Genomic DNA, 16285 nt, shown 5'->3' on the forward strand with positions numbered 1-16285 from the left:
CGGAGTCGTCGGCGGTCGTCCATAGCGTTGACGAACCGACCTTGCCGCCTCCTGATAGATAAAGTCGCGGATCGGGACGGCTACTCGGAGTCTGGTTCCGGGTCGCCATCAGCGGGATCGGCCGTCTCGAGGCCTGTGTCGTCGGTATCGGCATCGGCTTCGGCGTCTGCCTCCTCGAGTGCCCAGTCGCGATCAAGCGTCGGCGTGCCGGTCAGGACAATCGCGAGGGCTGCGAGACCGAAGACGGCGATCCCAATCCCGCCAACGGGGTTGACGAGGAGTTCGTGGCCGCCCTGTGCGAAGACGAGCATCGTCGTCGCAAAGCCGTTGAAGACGCCGTGAAGCACCGTTGGCGCGACGACCGACTTCGCGCGGACGGCGACGTAGGTGTAGACCGGCGACATCGCGAGACAGGCAAGCGTCATCACGGCGACGCCCTCGAGCGGGTACGACGGGTAGTTGTACCCCTCGAGGATGATCGGTGCGTGCCAGAGTCCCCAGACGACGCCGATGGCGGCCGAGGCACCCCAGAAGCCAAGCGGCGCGAGTTCGGTCAGGAGGACGCCGCGCCAGCCGAACTCCTCGCCGAGCGCGAAGACGGCGTTGATCGTTGCGCCGACGACGAGCGCCGCGATGATCGCTACGATGAGGTTCAGCGGCCAGTCGAACGACGGGCCGGCGGGTGTCTCGCCGTCAGCACCCTCCGGAACCTGTGCGAAATCCGTTCCCTCGCCGGTCAGCGGGTTCGCGTCGGGGACGAACTCGACCCCCGGCAGGCCGAGTGCGAGCCCGGTGCCAAGCAGGACGAGGATGATTGGGATAACCGCGGCGAGAGCGAGCCACTGCAGGCGGTTCCACGGGAAGCGAAGGCCCGCTCGCTCGAACGATTTGCCGGTCGCGATGTAGGTCGCGAGCCCGGCGAAAAACGGCGTGAACATGTACGCCGGTGCAAGCAGAATCAGACTCACGCCGGTCAGCCACGAGACGGCGACGAACCCGCCCGCGAGCGCGACGAGCGACCCGACAAAGACGACGAGTGCCTGGCGGTCGATCACGGCCACTCATACTGTTGGACAGAACTATTTGAAGATCGGTCGCTCCACTGCGGCCGTCTCCGAGGGCGACGGCCGCGAATTCGCGACCGGCTTCTCACTAACTTCTGTCCGACAGTATCACCCACGACGATCTCGAGGTGTCGCATCGGTGAGTCGTTGTCGCGAGACTCGAAAAGCCTTGCGTCAGCGCCGCGAGTGGCACACAACGCCGTCTCGAGGGGGACTGCCCAAAGCGCAACCCATTCCAGTCCCGAGGTGGTAGCACCCGTATGACCGACTCCAGCGAGCCGAGCGATACCGCTGCAACCGCCGACGACGGACTCGAGGGCGACATCGACGTCGAGCAGTGGCGGGCCGAACTCGAGGACAAGCGCGCCGAAAAGGACGAGTTCTTCGCACAACATCCGCAGTCGCCGGTGCCGCCCGAAGAGCGCGACGACTTCGCGGGCGTCGAGTACTTCGATCCGGACCCGACCTATCGCGTCCACGCGACCGCGACGGTCCACGACGACCCCGAGGTCGTCCTGATGGACACGACCGCGGGCCGAGAGATGCGCTACCTTCGGCTCGTCACGCTCGAGTTCGACCTCGAGCGCGACGAGGCAGATCTCGAGGACGGCACCTACGAACTCGCGGCCTACCAACTCGAGAGCCCGAACGAACAGCAGTTGTTCATCCCGTTCCGGGACAAGACGACGGGGCAGCAGACCTACGAGGGCGGGCGCTACATGGAACTCGCACCGGATCGCGACCTCGAAACGGGCGACGACCTCGTCGTGGACTTCAACCTCGCGTACACGCCCTTCTGTGCCTACAGCGAGACCTACGACTGTCCGCTTCCGCCCGAGGAAAACTGGCTCGAGGTCACGATTCCGGCGGGCGAGCGCTTCGAGTAGTGTGGTAGGGTAGTTGACTCTCGAGCACTCGTCAGGAACCGAAACCATCGCCTTGCTCCACCCGGTTGTTCGAGTATGCCGACTGCTGTGACCGACTCCGTCTCGCTGTATTACGACCGCACAGGCGACGGTCCGTCCGTTGTCTTCGTCCCCGAAGCCGGCCTCGGCGGCTGGTCGTGGGGGTGGCAACACGGATCCATCGCCGGCCTCTACGAGGCCGTCGTCTGGGACCTCCGTGGCACCGGCCGCTCCGATTCGCCACCGGGCCCCTACGCGCTCGAGACGCTCGCAGCCGACCTCGAGGCGGTCCTCGCCGATTGCGGCATCCGGAAGGCCCACGTCGTCGGCTGCGGACTCGGCGGCGCGGTCGCACTCGAGGCCGCCCGTTCCTCGAGTCGCGTCGCAACGCTCTCGCTGATCGGCACCGCGGCCGAGGGCTCGGCGTTCGACCTCGAGACGCTGTTCGCCCCGCCGGACGATCCGGACGCACTTCGGAAGTCGCTCGAGGCAGGTCTCTCCACCGAGTTTCTCGCTGCACAGCCCGACGCTGTGTCAGGAATGGTCGACTGGCGCGCCGACGGCGACGCCGACTGCGCGGGCTGGGATGCGCAGGTTGGCGCACTCGAGGACTTCGACGCGCGCGACTGGCTCGTCGAGGTGGCCCAGCCAACGCGAGTTTTCCACGGAACCGACGATGCACTCGTGCCAGCGTCGGCGGGTCGCGACCTCGCGCGCGGGCTGCCACGCGGTGAGTTCGTCTCGCTCGAGGGTGCGGGCCACCTTGCAATGATCGAGCAATCGCGGACGCTCAACGACCGGTTGGTTGGCTTTCTCGAGGACCAGACGAACGACTGATTCATGTCAAAAGTATAACTTATTGTGGGAGGGCACGAAAATTCGCGGTATGAGCAGGGACACTGACCGCTCGCTCCGCCGACGTGCCGACGACGGACGAGACGGTATCGAACGATAGTGGTCTCGTGTGGCTATCTGGTTCAGGAACAAACGAGCTCGGACTGACTATGAGACATCCATTGTCTCACATCGGATGTGGACGGTCACATGTCCATGGTTGCGGCAACGTCCGCATCGGACAGAAAGCCTTTCTTTATCGAGTTGCCAGTAGGGGACAATGAGTCAACTACGCATTGCCGTCCTGAACGCCGCCCACCAGGACGAGAACACGACGCGGAACTTCCGGCGCGAACTGGATGCCTCGCTGTCGGAATTCGACGTAACAAGCGGAACGGTACCCGACCACTTCGCGTTCGACGGGGTCGTGGTCACCGGTTCGCGGTCCTCCGTGTACTGGGACGATGACTGGATTGCGACGACCGCTGAGTGGGTCGATGACGCTATCTCTCGAGACATTCCGCATCTTGGTATCTGTTGGGGACACCAACTTCTCGCGCATGTCCTCGGTGGCACCGTCTCCGATATGGGTGCCTACGAAGTCGGCTACAGCGATATCGAGCAGACCGCTGACTCCCGCCTGTTCGATGGCATCTCGAGCGAGTTCAGCGCCTTCACCAGCCACTCCGACGAAGTCGCCGACCTCCCGCCCGGCGCATCCCCGCTCGCCGAGAATCACTACTCCAATCACGGCTTCCGCAAGGACCGGGTCTTCGGCGTGCAGTTCCACCCCGAATACGACACCAAAACCGCCCGCGACCTCGTCCACCGCAAGGAACTCTCCGACGAACGCCTCGAGTCCATTCTCGGGGAAATCACCCAGGAGAACTATCGAGCGGCCTGCCCCGCAAAACTCGTCTTCGACAACTATCTCGAGTTCGTCCAGGAAGTGCGCGAGCAGGAGCAAGCACAGACGCAAATGCAAGCCACAGCCATCGAAACTCCATCCAGCGTCGACACCGATGCCGATGCAGATATCGACGCCGATGCGACGACCGAGGTTGGTTGTTCCGATTGAATTTTCGGTTTTCTTGAACCTCACCGTCGTCCAGTGGGTCCGTGCTGATACCCTCAAGTTCGGGTGGTTCTACATATGATAGTAGTTTCAATGAGTACTCGAGCGCATAGTTTTCGTGTGATCGGTACGCAAATAGTTTTAACTGTACGATAGCGAGTGGAACCCTCTGCCTGAAGTTTCTAGTCTGCGAAAATTCCCGTTTGCGCCGGTAACGAGTGCCTCACAGCATCTTCGTTTGGTGAACATCCAGCGGTCACCTGTTACTACGATCAATGGCTGAGTAATTATTATTAGAAAATACTAAAGCTAATCAGCAAAAACATCATTCTGTTATTGCCTACCCAAGAACCTATCAAAGTAACAGCGTCTTCCAGCGCTTACTATCGGAAACGCACTAGGGGACATATTATTATGCATATGAATATGAAAAAGAAATAGGATTACCGAGGTATTATATATTTAGAAATAGTGGTTGAAAATAGAATAAATCACTGATGACATTTTTCGAGATTAAGAGGCTATAATATGATTAGTAAACCGTTAGAAAGGCTGGTAAACTTTGTTACAACTCATAATCGTGTTGTCGTTCTCGTACTCCTCGTTCTCACGGCGGGAGTGGCCGTCGGTATCGGGAATATCGAAGGTGGTGAAGCAGAAGACGAGGATCTATTTCCCGAGACTACTCCCGCTGAGAAGGCCGAGTACGTCGATGAACGGTATTCCACCGAGGACGGTACTGAGACCGATACTGCGTACACTGAAGTATACGTAAGGGACGAATCAAATAACGCACTCTCGAAAGAACCGTTACTTGACACACTCCAGTACAAACAAACGGTTCTCGAAAACGAGTCGGTCGCAGTTGCGATTCCCGCTGATGGCGAGATCACAAGCATCGCAAGTATCGTTGCGGCGGCCGCTGCGGACGATCCGGATGCCACCCTCGATGAGCAGATCGGTGCGCTCGAATCAACTAGCGAAGCGGAGGTAACGTCGATTGTCTCGGAGGCACTTTCCGAGGAACCCGAAGCGCGTCAACTCGTCTCGAACAGTTACGACCCAGAAACGACGTCAGCCGAAAGCCATCAAATCATATTTGTATTCGAAACAACCGAGGATGGGGAAATCAACGATGCGGTGACGAGCCACCTCTTCGAAACAGCTAGTGACCGGGAAAACCCCGAGTATTTCACGTTGAATGAGCACGCCCTTGTCGAAGCTAACGAGCAGATGAACGAGAACACGATAGGACTAATCCTCCCGGTTGCATTAGCTCTCATTCTAGGCGTGCTCGCGTTCACGTACCGCGATCTCGTTGACGTTATCGTCGGAATGGTCGGCGTCGTCGTTTCGATTATCTGGATGTTCGGTATCCTTGGATGGCTCGAGATTTCTGCCGGAATAACGATGATCGTCGGTCCGGTGTTGATTGCCGCACTCAGTATCGACTATGGATTTCATATATTCATGCGGTACCGTGAACAACGGGACAGCGGCGAACCGATACGTCCGCCAATGAACCGTGCCGTTCGGTCGGTCTCGATTGCCCTCTGTCTCGTGACGATCACTGCAGGAATCGGATTCCTCTCGAATATTGTGAACCCACTCGAAAATATTCGAGATCTCGGACTCGGAATCACGTTCGGAGTCATTTCCGCGTTTCTCATCTTCGTCACGCTCGTCCCGGCTCTGAAGGTTAGCATCGACCAGACACTGGAGCGCTTCAGACTCGACCGCCAGAAACACCCATTAGGGGATGGAGCGGTGCTGCGACCGTTCCTTCAAAGTGGAGTCGTTCTCGCGAAACGGGCTGCACCAATCGTTGTCGTTGTCGCGTTGGTCGCTACCGCTGGTTCGGCAGCTGCTTGGACGGCACTCGACGAAGAACCCTTCGAACAGCAGACAGAGCCCGCTCCCGAGTGGATGGGCGAGCTTCCCGGCCCACTCGCCTGGGAGGACCCTGAGTATAACCTTAACGAAATTTATGTCCAGGAACAGTTCCAGCCAGTTGCACAAAACGAGGGTGATCGGATTCAAATTTTAATCCAAGGTGATGTGACAAACGATGAGACGCTTACGCGAATCCACGAAGCGAAAGACACCGGTGTCTTCGCTGAGAGTACCGGGAACACTGATACCGTTTCGGTCTTAACAGCAATGGACGACCTCGCCGAGGAAGACGACGAGTTCGCTGCAGCTATTTCGGAAGCCGACACGTCCGGAAACGGTGTTCCTGATACGAATCTCGAAGCACTGTATAACGAGATGTACACTCTCTCACCTGAGTCAGCGAGTCAGGTAATTGAATCGACTGATGGAACCTATCAATCGATTCGGATAATCGGTCCGGCCGATGGCGGTGGCAGTCTCAGCGAACGAGCTGATGATCAGACGGCTGTCGCATCGACTGTCGAGGACGACAGCAATCTCACGGCGACGGCAGTCAGCGAGACAACGATCCTCCAATCAGGAATCGAAGCAATTACTGACGGAATCTTGCACGTGATGGTGCTCGCCCTCGTTTCTGTTTTCGTTGTCTATACGATAATTGCACGATATCTATACGGCAGTGCAACTCTCGGTGCCGTAACGGTCATTCCTATCGTTCTCGTGACCGGCCTCGTCATCTCCGGAATGTACGTCCTGGATCTCCCCCTCACATTGGTGACTGCATTGTTAATGAGCCTAGTCATCGGTCTCGGTATCGATTACAACATCCACGTTAGCGATCGGTTCGCTCAGGAACTCGAGGCCGGACGCAATTTCTCCCAGGCCCTCGAGGCTGCCGTCGTCAACACTGGTGGTGCCTTACTGGGGAGTGCCCTAACTACTGCCGTCGCTTTTGCTGCAATAATTTTGCATCCCCATCCTCAACTCGAGAATTTAGGGACACTGGTTGTTCTGGCGTTGCTTATGTCGTTCCTCGTCAGTGTGTTCGTTCTCCCGAGCCTGCTCACAATCTGGGCACGGTTCACGTTACCGACTGAGGAGGTGACAGAGACGGAAACGACATCGCCGAGTGATGACTGAGCAATTGTCGTTTAGATACTCGATTGATGTACCCGAGTGAGGGTACAACTGTAGTTGCGCGAAAGCCTACGACTGACATCGTGGGAGCGGTCGACTTCTAAATTCTTCATACGCAATACGAGACGTGGGCACTGATTCGGGGGACGTTCACTCTCTATCTCTGTCAGTTTCATCCGATTTCACGGCAGAGAGTGCTGCTTCACACCGATTCGTACACTGATTCCGGAATTCGCGATCGAACGTATCGGTAGTTCCCACTCCGTTGCAGTATACGTACTGTTCGTCAGTAAAGTATCCAATGTGGTCGTCGGGGGTTCGTTGGTTCTGAAGGAATTTCACGCACGCGTTGAAGACATCGCTGTATGCGCGCGCAACTCGAGACCCGGTGAGAGATTCCAACAGCGGTGCGGCCTCCGTGAGTTTGTACTCGGATAGTACTGCAACGAGATTTCCGAGAGTCAGTAGTTGCGTGGCCGAGTCTGATAACCAGTAGCCGAAATCTCTTGTCGGTGCCTCGTTTCGAAGTCGGTCCCACTCTTGTTCGAGAACGGCGAAACAAAGACCGGACGCGATGACGGTGTGATAATCGTGGAACCAGTGTTCACTGTTTTCATCCCACTCACCCAACGAATCTATATCGATATCTGAATTTTGAATCCGTTGAGTTGACGACGCGATAGCGTCTCTCACTCCCGATCCTGGAACAATTCCATTCTCACTTCTGGTTTGCAGCCAGGAGAGTACGAACTTCACAAATTCCGGATCAAGCTGTCGCTGGATAATTCCAGCCAGCAGGAGTTCTGCAACGGCGTCAGTGTCGTCAATCGCAAGGAACCGAAGAAGAAGACCGGATAGACACGTCGAAAGATCGGTGGGGACGATGGTATCCGGAAACCCTTCTCCAGGGATTCCGAAGTTCGTGTAATAAAATATATTGTGAGTAATAGCGTATACATCACGGCGATTACACTGAATAAATCCTGGTTCCTTTCGGATATTACTAACGGACAAAATAGTGGCGGGATCAAGATGTTCCGTCTGGAACCCTAACTGTTCAAGAATATGATAATAGTGGAGTTGAACGAACGGGTACCGTTCTGGAGAGTGAATTGGTTTTTGTGTGACCGTCCGTTCGAGAACCATCGTGGCTTCGGTCCTTAACCTCCCGCGAGTAGCGGGAATGGCGAACGGGTACCCATACTGTACGATATCTGTAGGATAGCGGGACAACAACTCGAAGTACCGTCGATCGTTGACAGTTTCCGTGATAGAGTCTACTAGTTTGTCGTGGTTTGCTTCTTGATCCGTGATCTGACTCGTAACTTGGAGAAAGAGGCTAAGTTCACTAAATGCTTTCCGACGAATCTGTCGTTTCCTCTTATCTTTCCACACTAGTGGATTGTATTCTTCTATGTAGTTTGTGTGCCAATCAACGGAGGCATCGGCCATTTTGGCTGCTTCAGACGGCACGTTTTCCGTTGCAATTGGTTCGAGATCATGAAACCGTGAATCGACTTTTTCATCACTACCCATGATTAAAATAATTATATGTTAGGGCTATAAGTATATTGTGTAGAAAATGGTCGAGCAGTCGTCTGAGAATTCTTTATTAATAATGGGTACTGTATTCTTTCTATACCTGTTTGGACTAAACGTTGAGAGACGCGAAGCAACACGTAAATGTCAACCAATCTCAAAAACTTTATCTGTGTATTAAATAAAGAGTTATTATGAAGAAAATTAATAAGGACGATGTCGACGGAGTATCTCAAAATTTAGTATCGAAAATCGAATCATTTGTTCTCGATTGGATGAATGACAACACCGTTCCCGGTGTGAGCTTCGCATTGGTCGATGGCGATGAAATTATCTACACAGACGGTTTCGGCGCCAGAAACCTGGAGACGAACGCGCCTGCAACATCGAACACAATATATGGACTCGGATCTGCTACGAAACCGGTTACGGCCACGGCGATACTGCAATTACTCGAGCGAGAGAAACTAACCCTTGACGACGATCTATCTGATTATTTGCCAGTATTTGAGGATCTATCCGGTGATCCAATTACGATCGAGCAACTACTGACGCATACGTCCGGAATGCCCAGCGACGGGGCGGCTATTACCCTCGTTACTCGAGCGGAAATCGGGGCCGGTCCTGAAGTACCGCTCAGCAGTCGATCAGATTTTTACCGTCATGTTGACGGAGCGACTGAGTGTCGTGTAACCGATAGGCGAGACGAGTTTCTATACTATAATTCGGGATTTGTCCTTCTCGGACACCTTATCGAAGAGATAACTGGCAGAAAATACACGGACTACGTTGCGAATGAGATTCTTGAACCGTTGGGTATGGAACGGTCGACGTTCACCCAGGCCGCGTTCGAGAATAAAGAAGACACGATGCAGCCATATTACTCAGACGGAGACAACATAAAACAGGGCCGTACCGTTTTTGATGAGAATATCTCCCCTGCTGGCGGGTTATTCGGCTCCGTTACTGATATTGCGACATTTGTTTCGAATACTATCACTTGTCCAGACCAGTGTTCCATTCCAAATATCGATACTGACGTGATAACCGAAATGCAACAACCACAAGCGGTTATGACGACTCGACTTGACGGCACAGAGACCCGATACGGATACGGTTGGATGAGACAACCGTTGACGGATCGTACTCTCGTTGGCCATGGAGGTGCCTCTGCAACATCTAGCTTTGGGTACTGGGGCGAGCAGAACGGTACTCTTGGGGTAGCAATCGGGTGCAATAAGGCTCCGCGAATTTCGTCGAGATACGTAGGGGAGGCTATTATTTCGATCGCCCGCGGGCATGCCCCATCTCAGACGGTGCTTCCATTTATGCTGGAAAAAAAGTATAACCAGATTGTTGGAGAATACCAAATGTACCGCGATATTCAGTCGGCAACTGTCGAAAAGAACGGGCAAATACTAGAAATAAGCTACGACACTCCCGTTGGGAAACAGAGTCAACCCCTATTTCCAGAATCTCCTGCACCGGATGAGTTTTCCTTTTTTACACTTACTGGAGCTGGTACACGAGTTCCCGTGGAATTCCATCTAAAAGACGGTTATGTCGAGTTAGAACAAAGCCGACTGCGACTCCGTCAGGAATAGATCCCACAGTGGGTCATGGACTACTGTCCAATGACAGTTACAGGAGATGCGTTTCGAAAAAGTCAGTTGCTCTTTTACAGATTTCGATTCGATGTGCTCGATCATCTATTCGGTGACCTACGTCTGGAATGAACAGCGTTTCGACAGGGATATTCTGGTCTTTTGCCTGTTTCGCAAATTGTCGTACTTGGTTAATCGGGATCCGAGAATCATTTTCACCATGAACGATAAGTAATGGTGATTGGATATTTTCAACGTCAGTGATCGGACTGAGGTCTTCGAGTAATTCCCTGTGTTCGTCCAGCGATCCGTATTCGGCCTCCCGAAGTTCGCGACGCCACGGACCCGTGTTCTTTAGATACGTTTCGAAGTCGACGATCGGTGAGATAGCGAGTCCGCCGGCGAACTTCTCCGGCCATCGGGTCATTGCGGCTAGGACGAGAAACCCGCCGTAGGAAATACCACTAAGTAATATTTGGTCGCTATTGATACTATTCTTCTCGCTGAGCCAATCAGCAGCGGCTTCGACATCTCGGATCCCATCCGGCCGCTTCTCCACATCATCTAGTCCGAGGTACTCTTTGCCGTACCCTGAGGAGCCCCTGAAATTGGGTTCGAGTCGAGCAAAACCTTGCTCGAGATAATATTCTCGAAACGGGTCGATAGTTGGATAAATCTGGCTCCGCGGACCGCCGTGAAGGTGTATCATTGCAGGATACGAAGCCCCGGTAAATTGTTCCGGTGTCGTGTAGAACGATGGGACATCGAGTCCGTCGAATGAGGGATACGTTACGGGCTCCGGTTCGGTATAGGTTCGATCAGGGACGGGGGCAGTAAAGTCCGTCCATCGTGTGATATCCCCGGTTTTGATCTCGACTGTATAGACGTCGGGCTTCCCGTCGGAAGGATAGTGGACCAATCCGAGACGAGTTCCTTCTCGATCTATTGTTAGGGACCGAGACACACCGGCTGGAAAGGTCGGAGAGGGAAACGTGGTTACCTCGTCCGGTTTCACAAATCGAGCTGCTTTGACCGCCGAGTACCCATTTTTCGACTGGATATATCCGAGTTGTTTCGAGGGCGAGTGATAGACTAATCGTTTGATATTCGCCTCCGGCTGAAGAACCGGCACTAGGTCGAGAGAAATGAGATCAAGGCGGGCGAGATACAGCCAGTTAGCGTCCTTATCTGTGAGAAGATAGAGTGAATCCTCATCTGAGCCCCAGACGATCGATTTGTAGCGCGTTTCGTTTGTCGGACCGTCGGTAAGTAGTTCCGACTCACCTGTTTCGATATTGATTAGGTGAATGTCTGTATTAAAACTAGAATGTTTCTCTATGACTAGTAGTTTGTCATCAGTTGGACTCCATCCTAATGGAACGATAATTGACTGATGATCATGCTCGTAGATGCATCTGGCAGTTCCATACGACTGATTGCGGTTCTGTACGTAGATATCGAACACATCTGATTGGCGGCTATTCGCCGCGTAGGCAACTTGCTCACCATTACTTGACCACCCTCCCCATCGGTGGACCACCGACGGTTCAGTCGTTAGTTTTGTTACAGTCTTTTGATCGCTGGTGAGGAGGGATATTTGTATTCGGCCATCACCGAATTGATCCAATCCGAAAGCAATCTCGGTACCCGTTGGGGACCATGCATACCACTGTACACTACCATCGGTAAACGTTCGCTGCTGTGGCCACTGTCCGGGTTCTGTGAGTTCCCAAATTTCACGAGTAGACGACAGGTCACTTATAAAAAAAAGGCGGTCACCGGCTGGTCCAAACGTTGGTTTCGTAACAGCACGAACATGCATATATCGATCAATCGGATATCCAGTCATATAGCATATATGTTGGGTGTTGAATTAATATCTATTGGAATGTAATACGTATGTAGCTTTATATGTGGTTGGGCCAAAGTGCAAACCTATTAGTATTTTTTATCATCTATGTTTAAAATACTAACACCAAAAGAATTAATATAATGGGGTCACATATACTATATACTGGGACTTGATAACGCCCTCGGAGGTGACACACAATGGAAAATATTTCAGACCTTACCGACATTGCCGCAGCAGAGTCCGATGAAGATGACTGTGGATGTCTAATCATCGTCGACGAATAAGCACGGTATCCGTGTTTTGTTGAATAGATATATGACTATTTTTAGCTGTAAGTTAGCGTTGACTTCGCATTTTAACACCCATGCTATTATTAAATCAACATACTTATAAATATTAAAATCATATTAGATATTGATGGAAGAAAAACCAGATGGTAAGATATGATGAAAGCGATAAAATATACTGTGGGCCTCCTAGTCGTCGTTGGTTTGCTTTTCGGGCTGTTCACTGCATACGTGAACGGTGTTGGAGGAATCTATCCGCACGATCATGGCGAACTTGATGTCACGGTCGACGGTGAGTCCATCAACTTCGATCAATCGGAGCACCACAACCAGCATCCAACATTCCACTTTCACGAGGGATACGGTCAAACGTGGCACCACCACCCAGAAAGTCCCCTGCAACCATGGGAGTTCGAACGAATGACCGTCGCGGAAGCGCTAGCAACGTTAGATATGGCCGTTACCGAATCGACTTTCACTCTCGATGGTACCACATACGATGACGATCACTCCGAAACAACAGTTGAGATTGAAGTAAACGACACTTCGATTAATCCGCAAGAACATCTCATTCACGACGAAGATTACATTAGTATCACCGTCGAATCATAGAAAACCGGTATTCATTGTTTCGGGTTCCTTTGGCCGCCGAAGCAATGCTTATTCTCGTCATATACATGATTTCATTGGAATCAATTATTGCTACCGTTCGAGTCGTCCACAATAACCGAGAACGGTGATTCGAGGTGACTCAAGCGAATCTCCGTTGCTACGTTGTTGGGGTTTCCTTACAACGCCACTCCGAGATTCGATCTCGAACTCGTAGAGCGTTACGTCGGTTGTATATGGCCCTTCTTCGAATAGCGTCGGGTGCCACGCTTTCTCGAAGGCTGACCCGACGTGGTCCCACTCATCGGAGGGCACCTCCCCAAGCCGGCCCATCAGCTGGACGCTTTGCCAGTCGACCGGAGAGGACGCCTCGTAGACCAGAAACTGCGTGGCTTTGGCCCTGTCGCTCAACTCTCGCTTGCGGCTCTCGTCGTCGTACAGGTACGTAAAGTAGAGCCGCGAGTCGCCGTCGAAGCCAAAGGAAAGCGGGATCAGATACGGGTCCCTGCCGTTGGCGAGTCCTAGGACGCCGACGCCCTGCCGTCCAAAACGTCTCGGATCTCGTTGTCGTCCAGTCACTCAATGTCGATCCCCCCGAGTACGTCGACAATCATGTGCGACAGTGCCACCGGCGGCCGGATTAACCCGCCTGACAATTGCCACTGAAAGGGAATTTTCGACGTGTCTCTCGTGATTCGGGGTCGACGACTGCTGCTTCTGTTTACTGAGTTACCGCCAGTACTTGAGAAGTCGGCACAGGAGGCCGTCGGTCTCGTTCTTGTTCGACATTGTGTTGTCGTCCTGAGTCGTGTCGTCAGTTCGCTCCGCAAGCAGTCGCTCGTACTGTGTGATGAGATCGTATTGGCGTTCTTCGCTCGTCTTGAGGGTACGTTCCAGCGCGGTCACCTGCGTCTGGAGTTTCGTGCGCTCAATTCGGTGTGCCAGCGGGGCGTCCGACTCGGCCGCCCGAGTCTTCGGTTTCGAGTCGCCGACCGACTGTGAACGCGGGCCTATCGGAGATTCGAACTCGAGTTCGACGCCGTCGGTTGGGTGGGCGTCATTGTCTCGCTCGCTGGAATCGTTTGACGTGTCGGCTTGGCGGTCAGTCGGGATGGGGTGCTGGTCGACGGACATGGACAGCACAACCGTATGCGAGACAGTGACAAAAGGTTCAGTCAGTCGCGCGTCAGACGCGTCTGACGCAAGTCATTCGAATGACGGCTGTGTTACTCGGAGAGGTGCTCGAGGATTCCGTCGGTCTCTGCGGGCACTGGCTCCGGCTCTGCTCCGGCGGCGGCCGCAGCGTCGGGGTCTTTGAGCAGGTGGCCGGTCGTCAGGCAGGCAACGCGCTCGTCGTCGTCAACGATGCCCTCGGCACGCAGCTTGCGGAGGCCGGCGACGGAGGCCGCAGACGCCGGTTCGACGCCGATGCCTTCGCCCGCGAGATCGCGCTGGGCGTCCGTGATTTCCTCGTCGGAGACCGAAATCGCGGTCCCGCCAGTTTCGCGGATACCCGGCAGCGCCTTCGGTGCGTTGACCGGGTTACCGATTCGGATCGCCGTCGCGCGCGTTTCGACATCTTCCCAGCGTCGGACCTCGTCTGCGCCGTTCTCAACTGCTTCGACCATCGGCGCTGCGCCCTCGGCCTGGACGCCCGTCAGTTTCGGCACCTCGTCTTCCTCGAGTGAGCCCACCTGGACAAGTTCGCGGAAGGCCTTGTACAGCGCCGACGTGTTGCCCGCGTTGCCGACGGGGAGAACGATTCGATCCGGCACGGTGTCGTAGTCCGCGAGAAAGCCCTCGAGAATCTCGAGGCCAATCGTCTTCTGGCCCTCGAGGCGGAACGGGTTCAGCGAGTTCAGCAGGTAGGCTTCACCCTGCTGGGCGAGTTCCTGGACGATGTCGAGGCAGGCGTCGAAGTTGCCGTCGACCTCGAGAATGCGCGCGCCGTGCAGGCTGGCTTGGGCGATCTTGCCCGCTGCAACTTTCCCTGCTGGCAGGAGCACAAGCGTCTCCATCCCGCCGCGGGAGCCGTAGGCGGCGAGTGCGGCGCTCGTATTTCCGGTCGACGCACAGGCGAGTCGCCCGACGCCCAACTCTTTCGCGACGGCGACGCCGACGGTCATGCCGCGGTCTTTGAACGATCCCGTCGGGTTCATCCCCTCGTGTTTGATTCGCAGGGCCTCGACGCCGATATCCTCCTCGAGCCGTGGCACCTCGTACAGCGGCGTTGCGCCCTCCTGGGTCGTCACGCCTTCTTCGAGCGGGAGTGCGTCGGCGTAGCGCCAGACTCCCTGGCCCTGGCCCTCGTAGTCTTCAAGCGTCGGGAGGTCGTCGTAGCGAACCTCGAGCAAGCCGTCACACTCGTCGCAGGTGTAGCGCACGTCGTCGAAGGGCGCGAACGTTTCACCGCACTCGATACACTCGAGCCAGACGCCGTCGTCGGCGTCGTCGGGCACGGTCGGCTGGTCGGCCGAGAGACTGAGACTCATTGTCGAGCGAGAAGTGGGCGAGTGGCAAAAAGCACGTGGATTGGTTCTCGCCTACTCCGTACGTGTTTTGCTCGCTCCTCTCGGTTGAATCGTGACTCGTTTCTCGAGTTCCAGTAGCGATGACGAGAACCCCCAGTGACACCGGCAAAAGACTTGTATACATTGTATACCATGTATTCACCATGGGGACGATTTCAGCGCGCGTTCCAGACGACCTCGAGTCGGAACTCGAGGAGTACCTCGAGGAGGAACGACTCGACCGGAGTACAGCCGTCCGAAAACTCCTCTCGGAGGGCCTCGACGAGTGGCGTCGCGAGCGGGCACTCGAGCGACTCGCCGCGGGCGAGACGACGCTCTCGAAGGCCGCCGACACGGCCGGACTCTCCGTTTGGGAGTTCGCACAACTCGCGGACGAATGCGACGTGACGTGGGTCTCGAGCGATCATCTCGAGTCGGATCTCGAGGAGTTGTGAATGTGGGTTTTCGACGCGACACCGCTCATTTATCTCGCGAAAGTCGAGCAACTGGATCTCGTTTCGGCGCTCAATGGGACGTGTTACATCCCTGACCGGGTGTACGCAGAAGTCGTGACGACCGGTCTCGAGGAAGGCTATCCTGATGCCCGCCGCATCGAACAGCGTGTCGATGCAGGGGCTCTCGAGGTCGTTTCAACCCCTGACTCCCCACTCTGGGATCGATTACAGGGCAATCCTCGGTTGAGCGATGCGGATGGTGCGGTGCTTGTCTGTGCCGACCAGTTCGATGCAACTGCCGTCATGGACGAAGCCGCCGGTCGAACGGCTGCGGCGGTCGAAGATATCGAGACCAAAAGAACGGCATACCTTGTCCTCTCGTGCACTAAGAACGGCCATCTTCCTGTTGCAGAAGCGCGTGAGACTATCGACGCGATGGTCGAAGCTGGCTGGCACTGTGCGCCTGCTCTCTACGCGAAAATCGTCCACAAATTGGATTCGTTCGACAACTGAAAATCGGT

14 protein-coding genes are annotated in these 16285 nt (G+C 54.8%); 8 read left to right on the forward strand and 6 right to left on the reverse strand.

From position 1 onward, the window contains the following. Positions 1-80 precede the first annotated feature (80 nt). Positions 81-1055 (reverse strand): CPBP family intramembrane glutamic endopeptidase, encoded by a 975-nt coding sequence (locus B2G88_RS13830; RefSeq protein ID WP_054863565.1) that lies wholly within the window; start codon positions 1053-1055, stop codon positions 81-83. A gap of 269 nt (positions 1056-1324) precedes the next feature. Between B2G88_RS13830 and B2G88_RS13840 the strand changes: the two genes are divergently transcribed. The 4 genes from B2G88_RS13840 to B2G88_RS13855 all read left to right on the forward strand — a co-directional run bounded on the left by B2G88_RS13840 (position 1325) and on the right by B2G88_RS13855 (position 6911). Further along, positions 1325-1951: a DUF1684 domain-containing protein gene (locus tag B2G88_RS13840; protein ID WP_087715094.1), complete on the forward strand. Its 627-nt coding sequence runs from the start codon at positions 1325-1327 to the stop codon at positions 1949-1951. Positions 1952-2026: 75 nt separating this feature from the next. Next, the gene (locus tag B2G88_RS13845; protein WP_087715095.1) at positions 2027-2806 is read left to right on the forward strand and encodes an alpha/beta fold hydrolase; all 780 of its coding nucleotides are present in this window, start codon (positions 2027-2029) and stop codon (positions 2804-2806) included. Positions 2807-3083: 277 nt separating this feature from the next. Beyond that, on the forward strand, positions 3084-3881 hold the full coding sequence (locus B2G88_RS13850; RefSeq protein ID WP_087715096.1) for a type 1 glutamine amidotransferase: 798 nt from the start codon (positions 3084-3086) through the stop codon (positions 3879-3881). A 615-nt stretch (positions 3882-4496) separates the two neighbouring features. Further along, positions 4497-6911 (forward strand): efflux RND transporter permease subunit, encoded by a 2415-nt coding sequence (locus tag B2G88_RS13855; protein WP_176393248.1) that lies wholly within the window; start codon positions 4497-4499, stop codon positions 6909-6911. Positions 6912-7058: 147 nt separating this feature from the next. Here B2G88_RS13855 and B2G88_RS13860 read toward each other — a convergent pair whose 3' ends face one another. Continuing rightward, the gene (locus B2G88_RS13860) at positions 7059-8444 is read right to left on the reverse strand and encodes a DUF6895 family protein (RefSeq protein WP_087715098.1); all 1386 of its coding nucleotides are present in this window, start codon (positions 8442-8444) and stop codon (positions 7059-7061) included. Positions 8445-8641: 197 nt separating this feature from the next. Here B2G88_RS13860 and B2G88_RS13865 point away from each other — a divergent pair, with 197 nt between their 5' ends. Next, complete coding sequence (locus B2G88_RS13865; protein WP_087715099.1) at positions 8642-10051, forward strand: serine hydrolase; 1410 nt, start codon at positions 8642-8644, stop codon at positions 10049-10051. Positions 10052-10088: 37 nt separating this feature from the next. Here B2G88_RS13865 and B2G88_RS13870 read toward each other — a convergent pair whose 3' ends face one another. Continuing rightward, entirely contained in the window at positions 10089-11900 is a 1812-nt protein-coding gene (locus B2G88_RS13870) for a S9 family peptidase (protein WP_087715100.1), read from the reverse strand. A gap of 446 nt (positions 11901-12346) precedes the next feature. On the opposite strand from B2G88_RS13870, the gene B2G88_RS13875 reads away from it, so the two are divergent. Next, positions 12347-12802 carry a hypothetical protein gene (locus B2G88_RS13875; RefSeq protein ID WP_140408874.1) on the forward strand — a complete coding sequence of 152 codons (456 nt, stop codon included), beginning with the start codon at positions 12347-12349 and terminating at the stop codon, positions 12800-12802. Positions 12803-12892: 90 nt separating this feature from the next. Here B2G88_RS13875 and B2G88_RS13880 read toward each other — a convergent pair whose 3' ends face one another. From B2G88_RS13880 to thrC, 3 genes are all read right to left on the reverse strand, one after another. Further along, positions 12893-13378: a pyridoxamine 5'-phosphate oxidase family protein gene (locus tag B2G88_RS13880; protein WP_054863619.1), complete on the reverse strand. Its 486-nt coding sequence runs from the start codon at positions 13376-13378 to the stop codon at positions 12893-12895. Between the two features lie 150 nt (positions 13379-13528). After that, the gene (locus B2G88_RS13885) at positions 13529-13933 is read right to left on the reverse strand and encodes a hypothetical protein (protein WP_054863620.1); all 405 of its coding nucleotides are present in this window, start codon (positions 13931-13933) and stop codon (positions 13529-13531) included. Between the two features lie 92 nt (positions 13934-14025). Beyond that, a complete protein-coding gene (gene thrC, locus B2G88_RS13890) occupies positions 14026-15291 on the reverse strand; it encodes a threonine synthase (protein ID WP_087715102.1) in 1266 nt (421 codons plus the stop codon). A 182-nt stretch (positions 15292-15473) separates the two neighbouring features. Between thrC and B2G88_RS13895 the strand changes: the two genes are divergently transcribed. Continuing rightward, positions 15474-15764, forward strand: a complete 291-nt coding sequence (locus B2G88_RS13895) for a UPF0175 family protein (RefSeq protein WP_054863621.1) — start codon at positions 15474-15476, stop codon at positions 15762-15764. Beyond that, positions 15765-16277: a DUF3368 domain-containing protein gene (locus B2G88_RS13900; RefSeq protein ID WP_054863622.1), complete on the forward strand. Its 513-nt coding sequence runs from the start codon at positions 15765-15767 to the stop codon at positions 16275-16277. Positions 16278-16285: the final 8 nt, after the last annotated feature.

The sequence above is a fragment of the Natronolimnobius baerhuensis genome, assembly GCF_002177135.1.
GTDB lineage: Archaea > Halobacteriota > Halobacteria > Halobacteriales > Natrialbaceae > Natronolimnobius > Natronolimnobius baerhuensis.

What these genes read in the sequence shown, in the direction of transcription:
- B2G88_RS13840 (WP_087715094.1), top strand. Translation starts at nt 1,325, where the DNA reads ATGACCGACTCCAGCGAGCCGAGCGATACCGCTGCAACCGCCGACGAC.
- B2G88_RS13860 (WP_087715098.1), bottom strand. Translation starts at nt 8,444, where the DNA reads ATGGGTAGTGATGAAAAAGTCGATTCACGGTTTCATGATCTCGAACCA.
- B2G88_RS13895 (WP_054863621.1), top strand. Translation starts at nt 15,474, where the DNA reads ATGGGGACGATTTCAGCGCGCGTTCCAGACGACCTCGAGTCGGAACTC.
- B2G88_RS13865 (WP_087715099.1), top strand. Translation starts at nt 8,642, where the DNA reads ATGAAGAAAATTAATAAGGACGATGTCGACGGAGTATCTCAAAATTTA.
- B2G88_RS13870 (WP_087715100.1), bottom strand. Translation starts at nt 11,900, where the DNA reads ATGACTGGATATCCGATTGATCGATATATGCATGTTCGTGCTGTTACG.
- thrC (WP_087715102.1), bottom strand. Translation starts at nt 15,291, where the DNA reads ATGAGTCTCAGTCTCTCGGCCGACCAGCCGACCGTGCCCGACGACGCC.
- B2G88_RS13885 (WP_054863620.1), bottom strand. Translation starts at nt 13,933, where the DNA reads ATGTCCGTCGACCAGCACCCCATCCCGACTGACCGCCAAGCCGACACG.
- B2G88_RS13900 (WP_054863622.1), top strand. Translation starts at nt 15,765, where the DNA reads ATGTGGGTTTTCGACGCGACACCGCTCATTTATCTCGCGAAAGTCGAG.
- B2G88_RS13845 (WP_087715095.1), top strand. Translation starts at nt 2,027, where the DNA reads ATGCCGACTGCTGTGACCGACTCCGTCTCGCTGTATTACGACCGCACA.
- B2G88_RS13850 (WP_087715096.1), top strand. Translation starts at nt 3,084, where the DNA reads ATGAGTCAACTACGCATTGCCGTCCTGAACGCCGCCCACCAGGACGAG.
- B2G88_RS13875 (WP_140408874.1), top strand. Translation starts at nt 12,347, where the DNA reads ATGATGAAAGCGATAAAATATACTGTGGGCCTCCTAGTCGTCGTTGGT.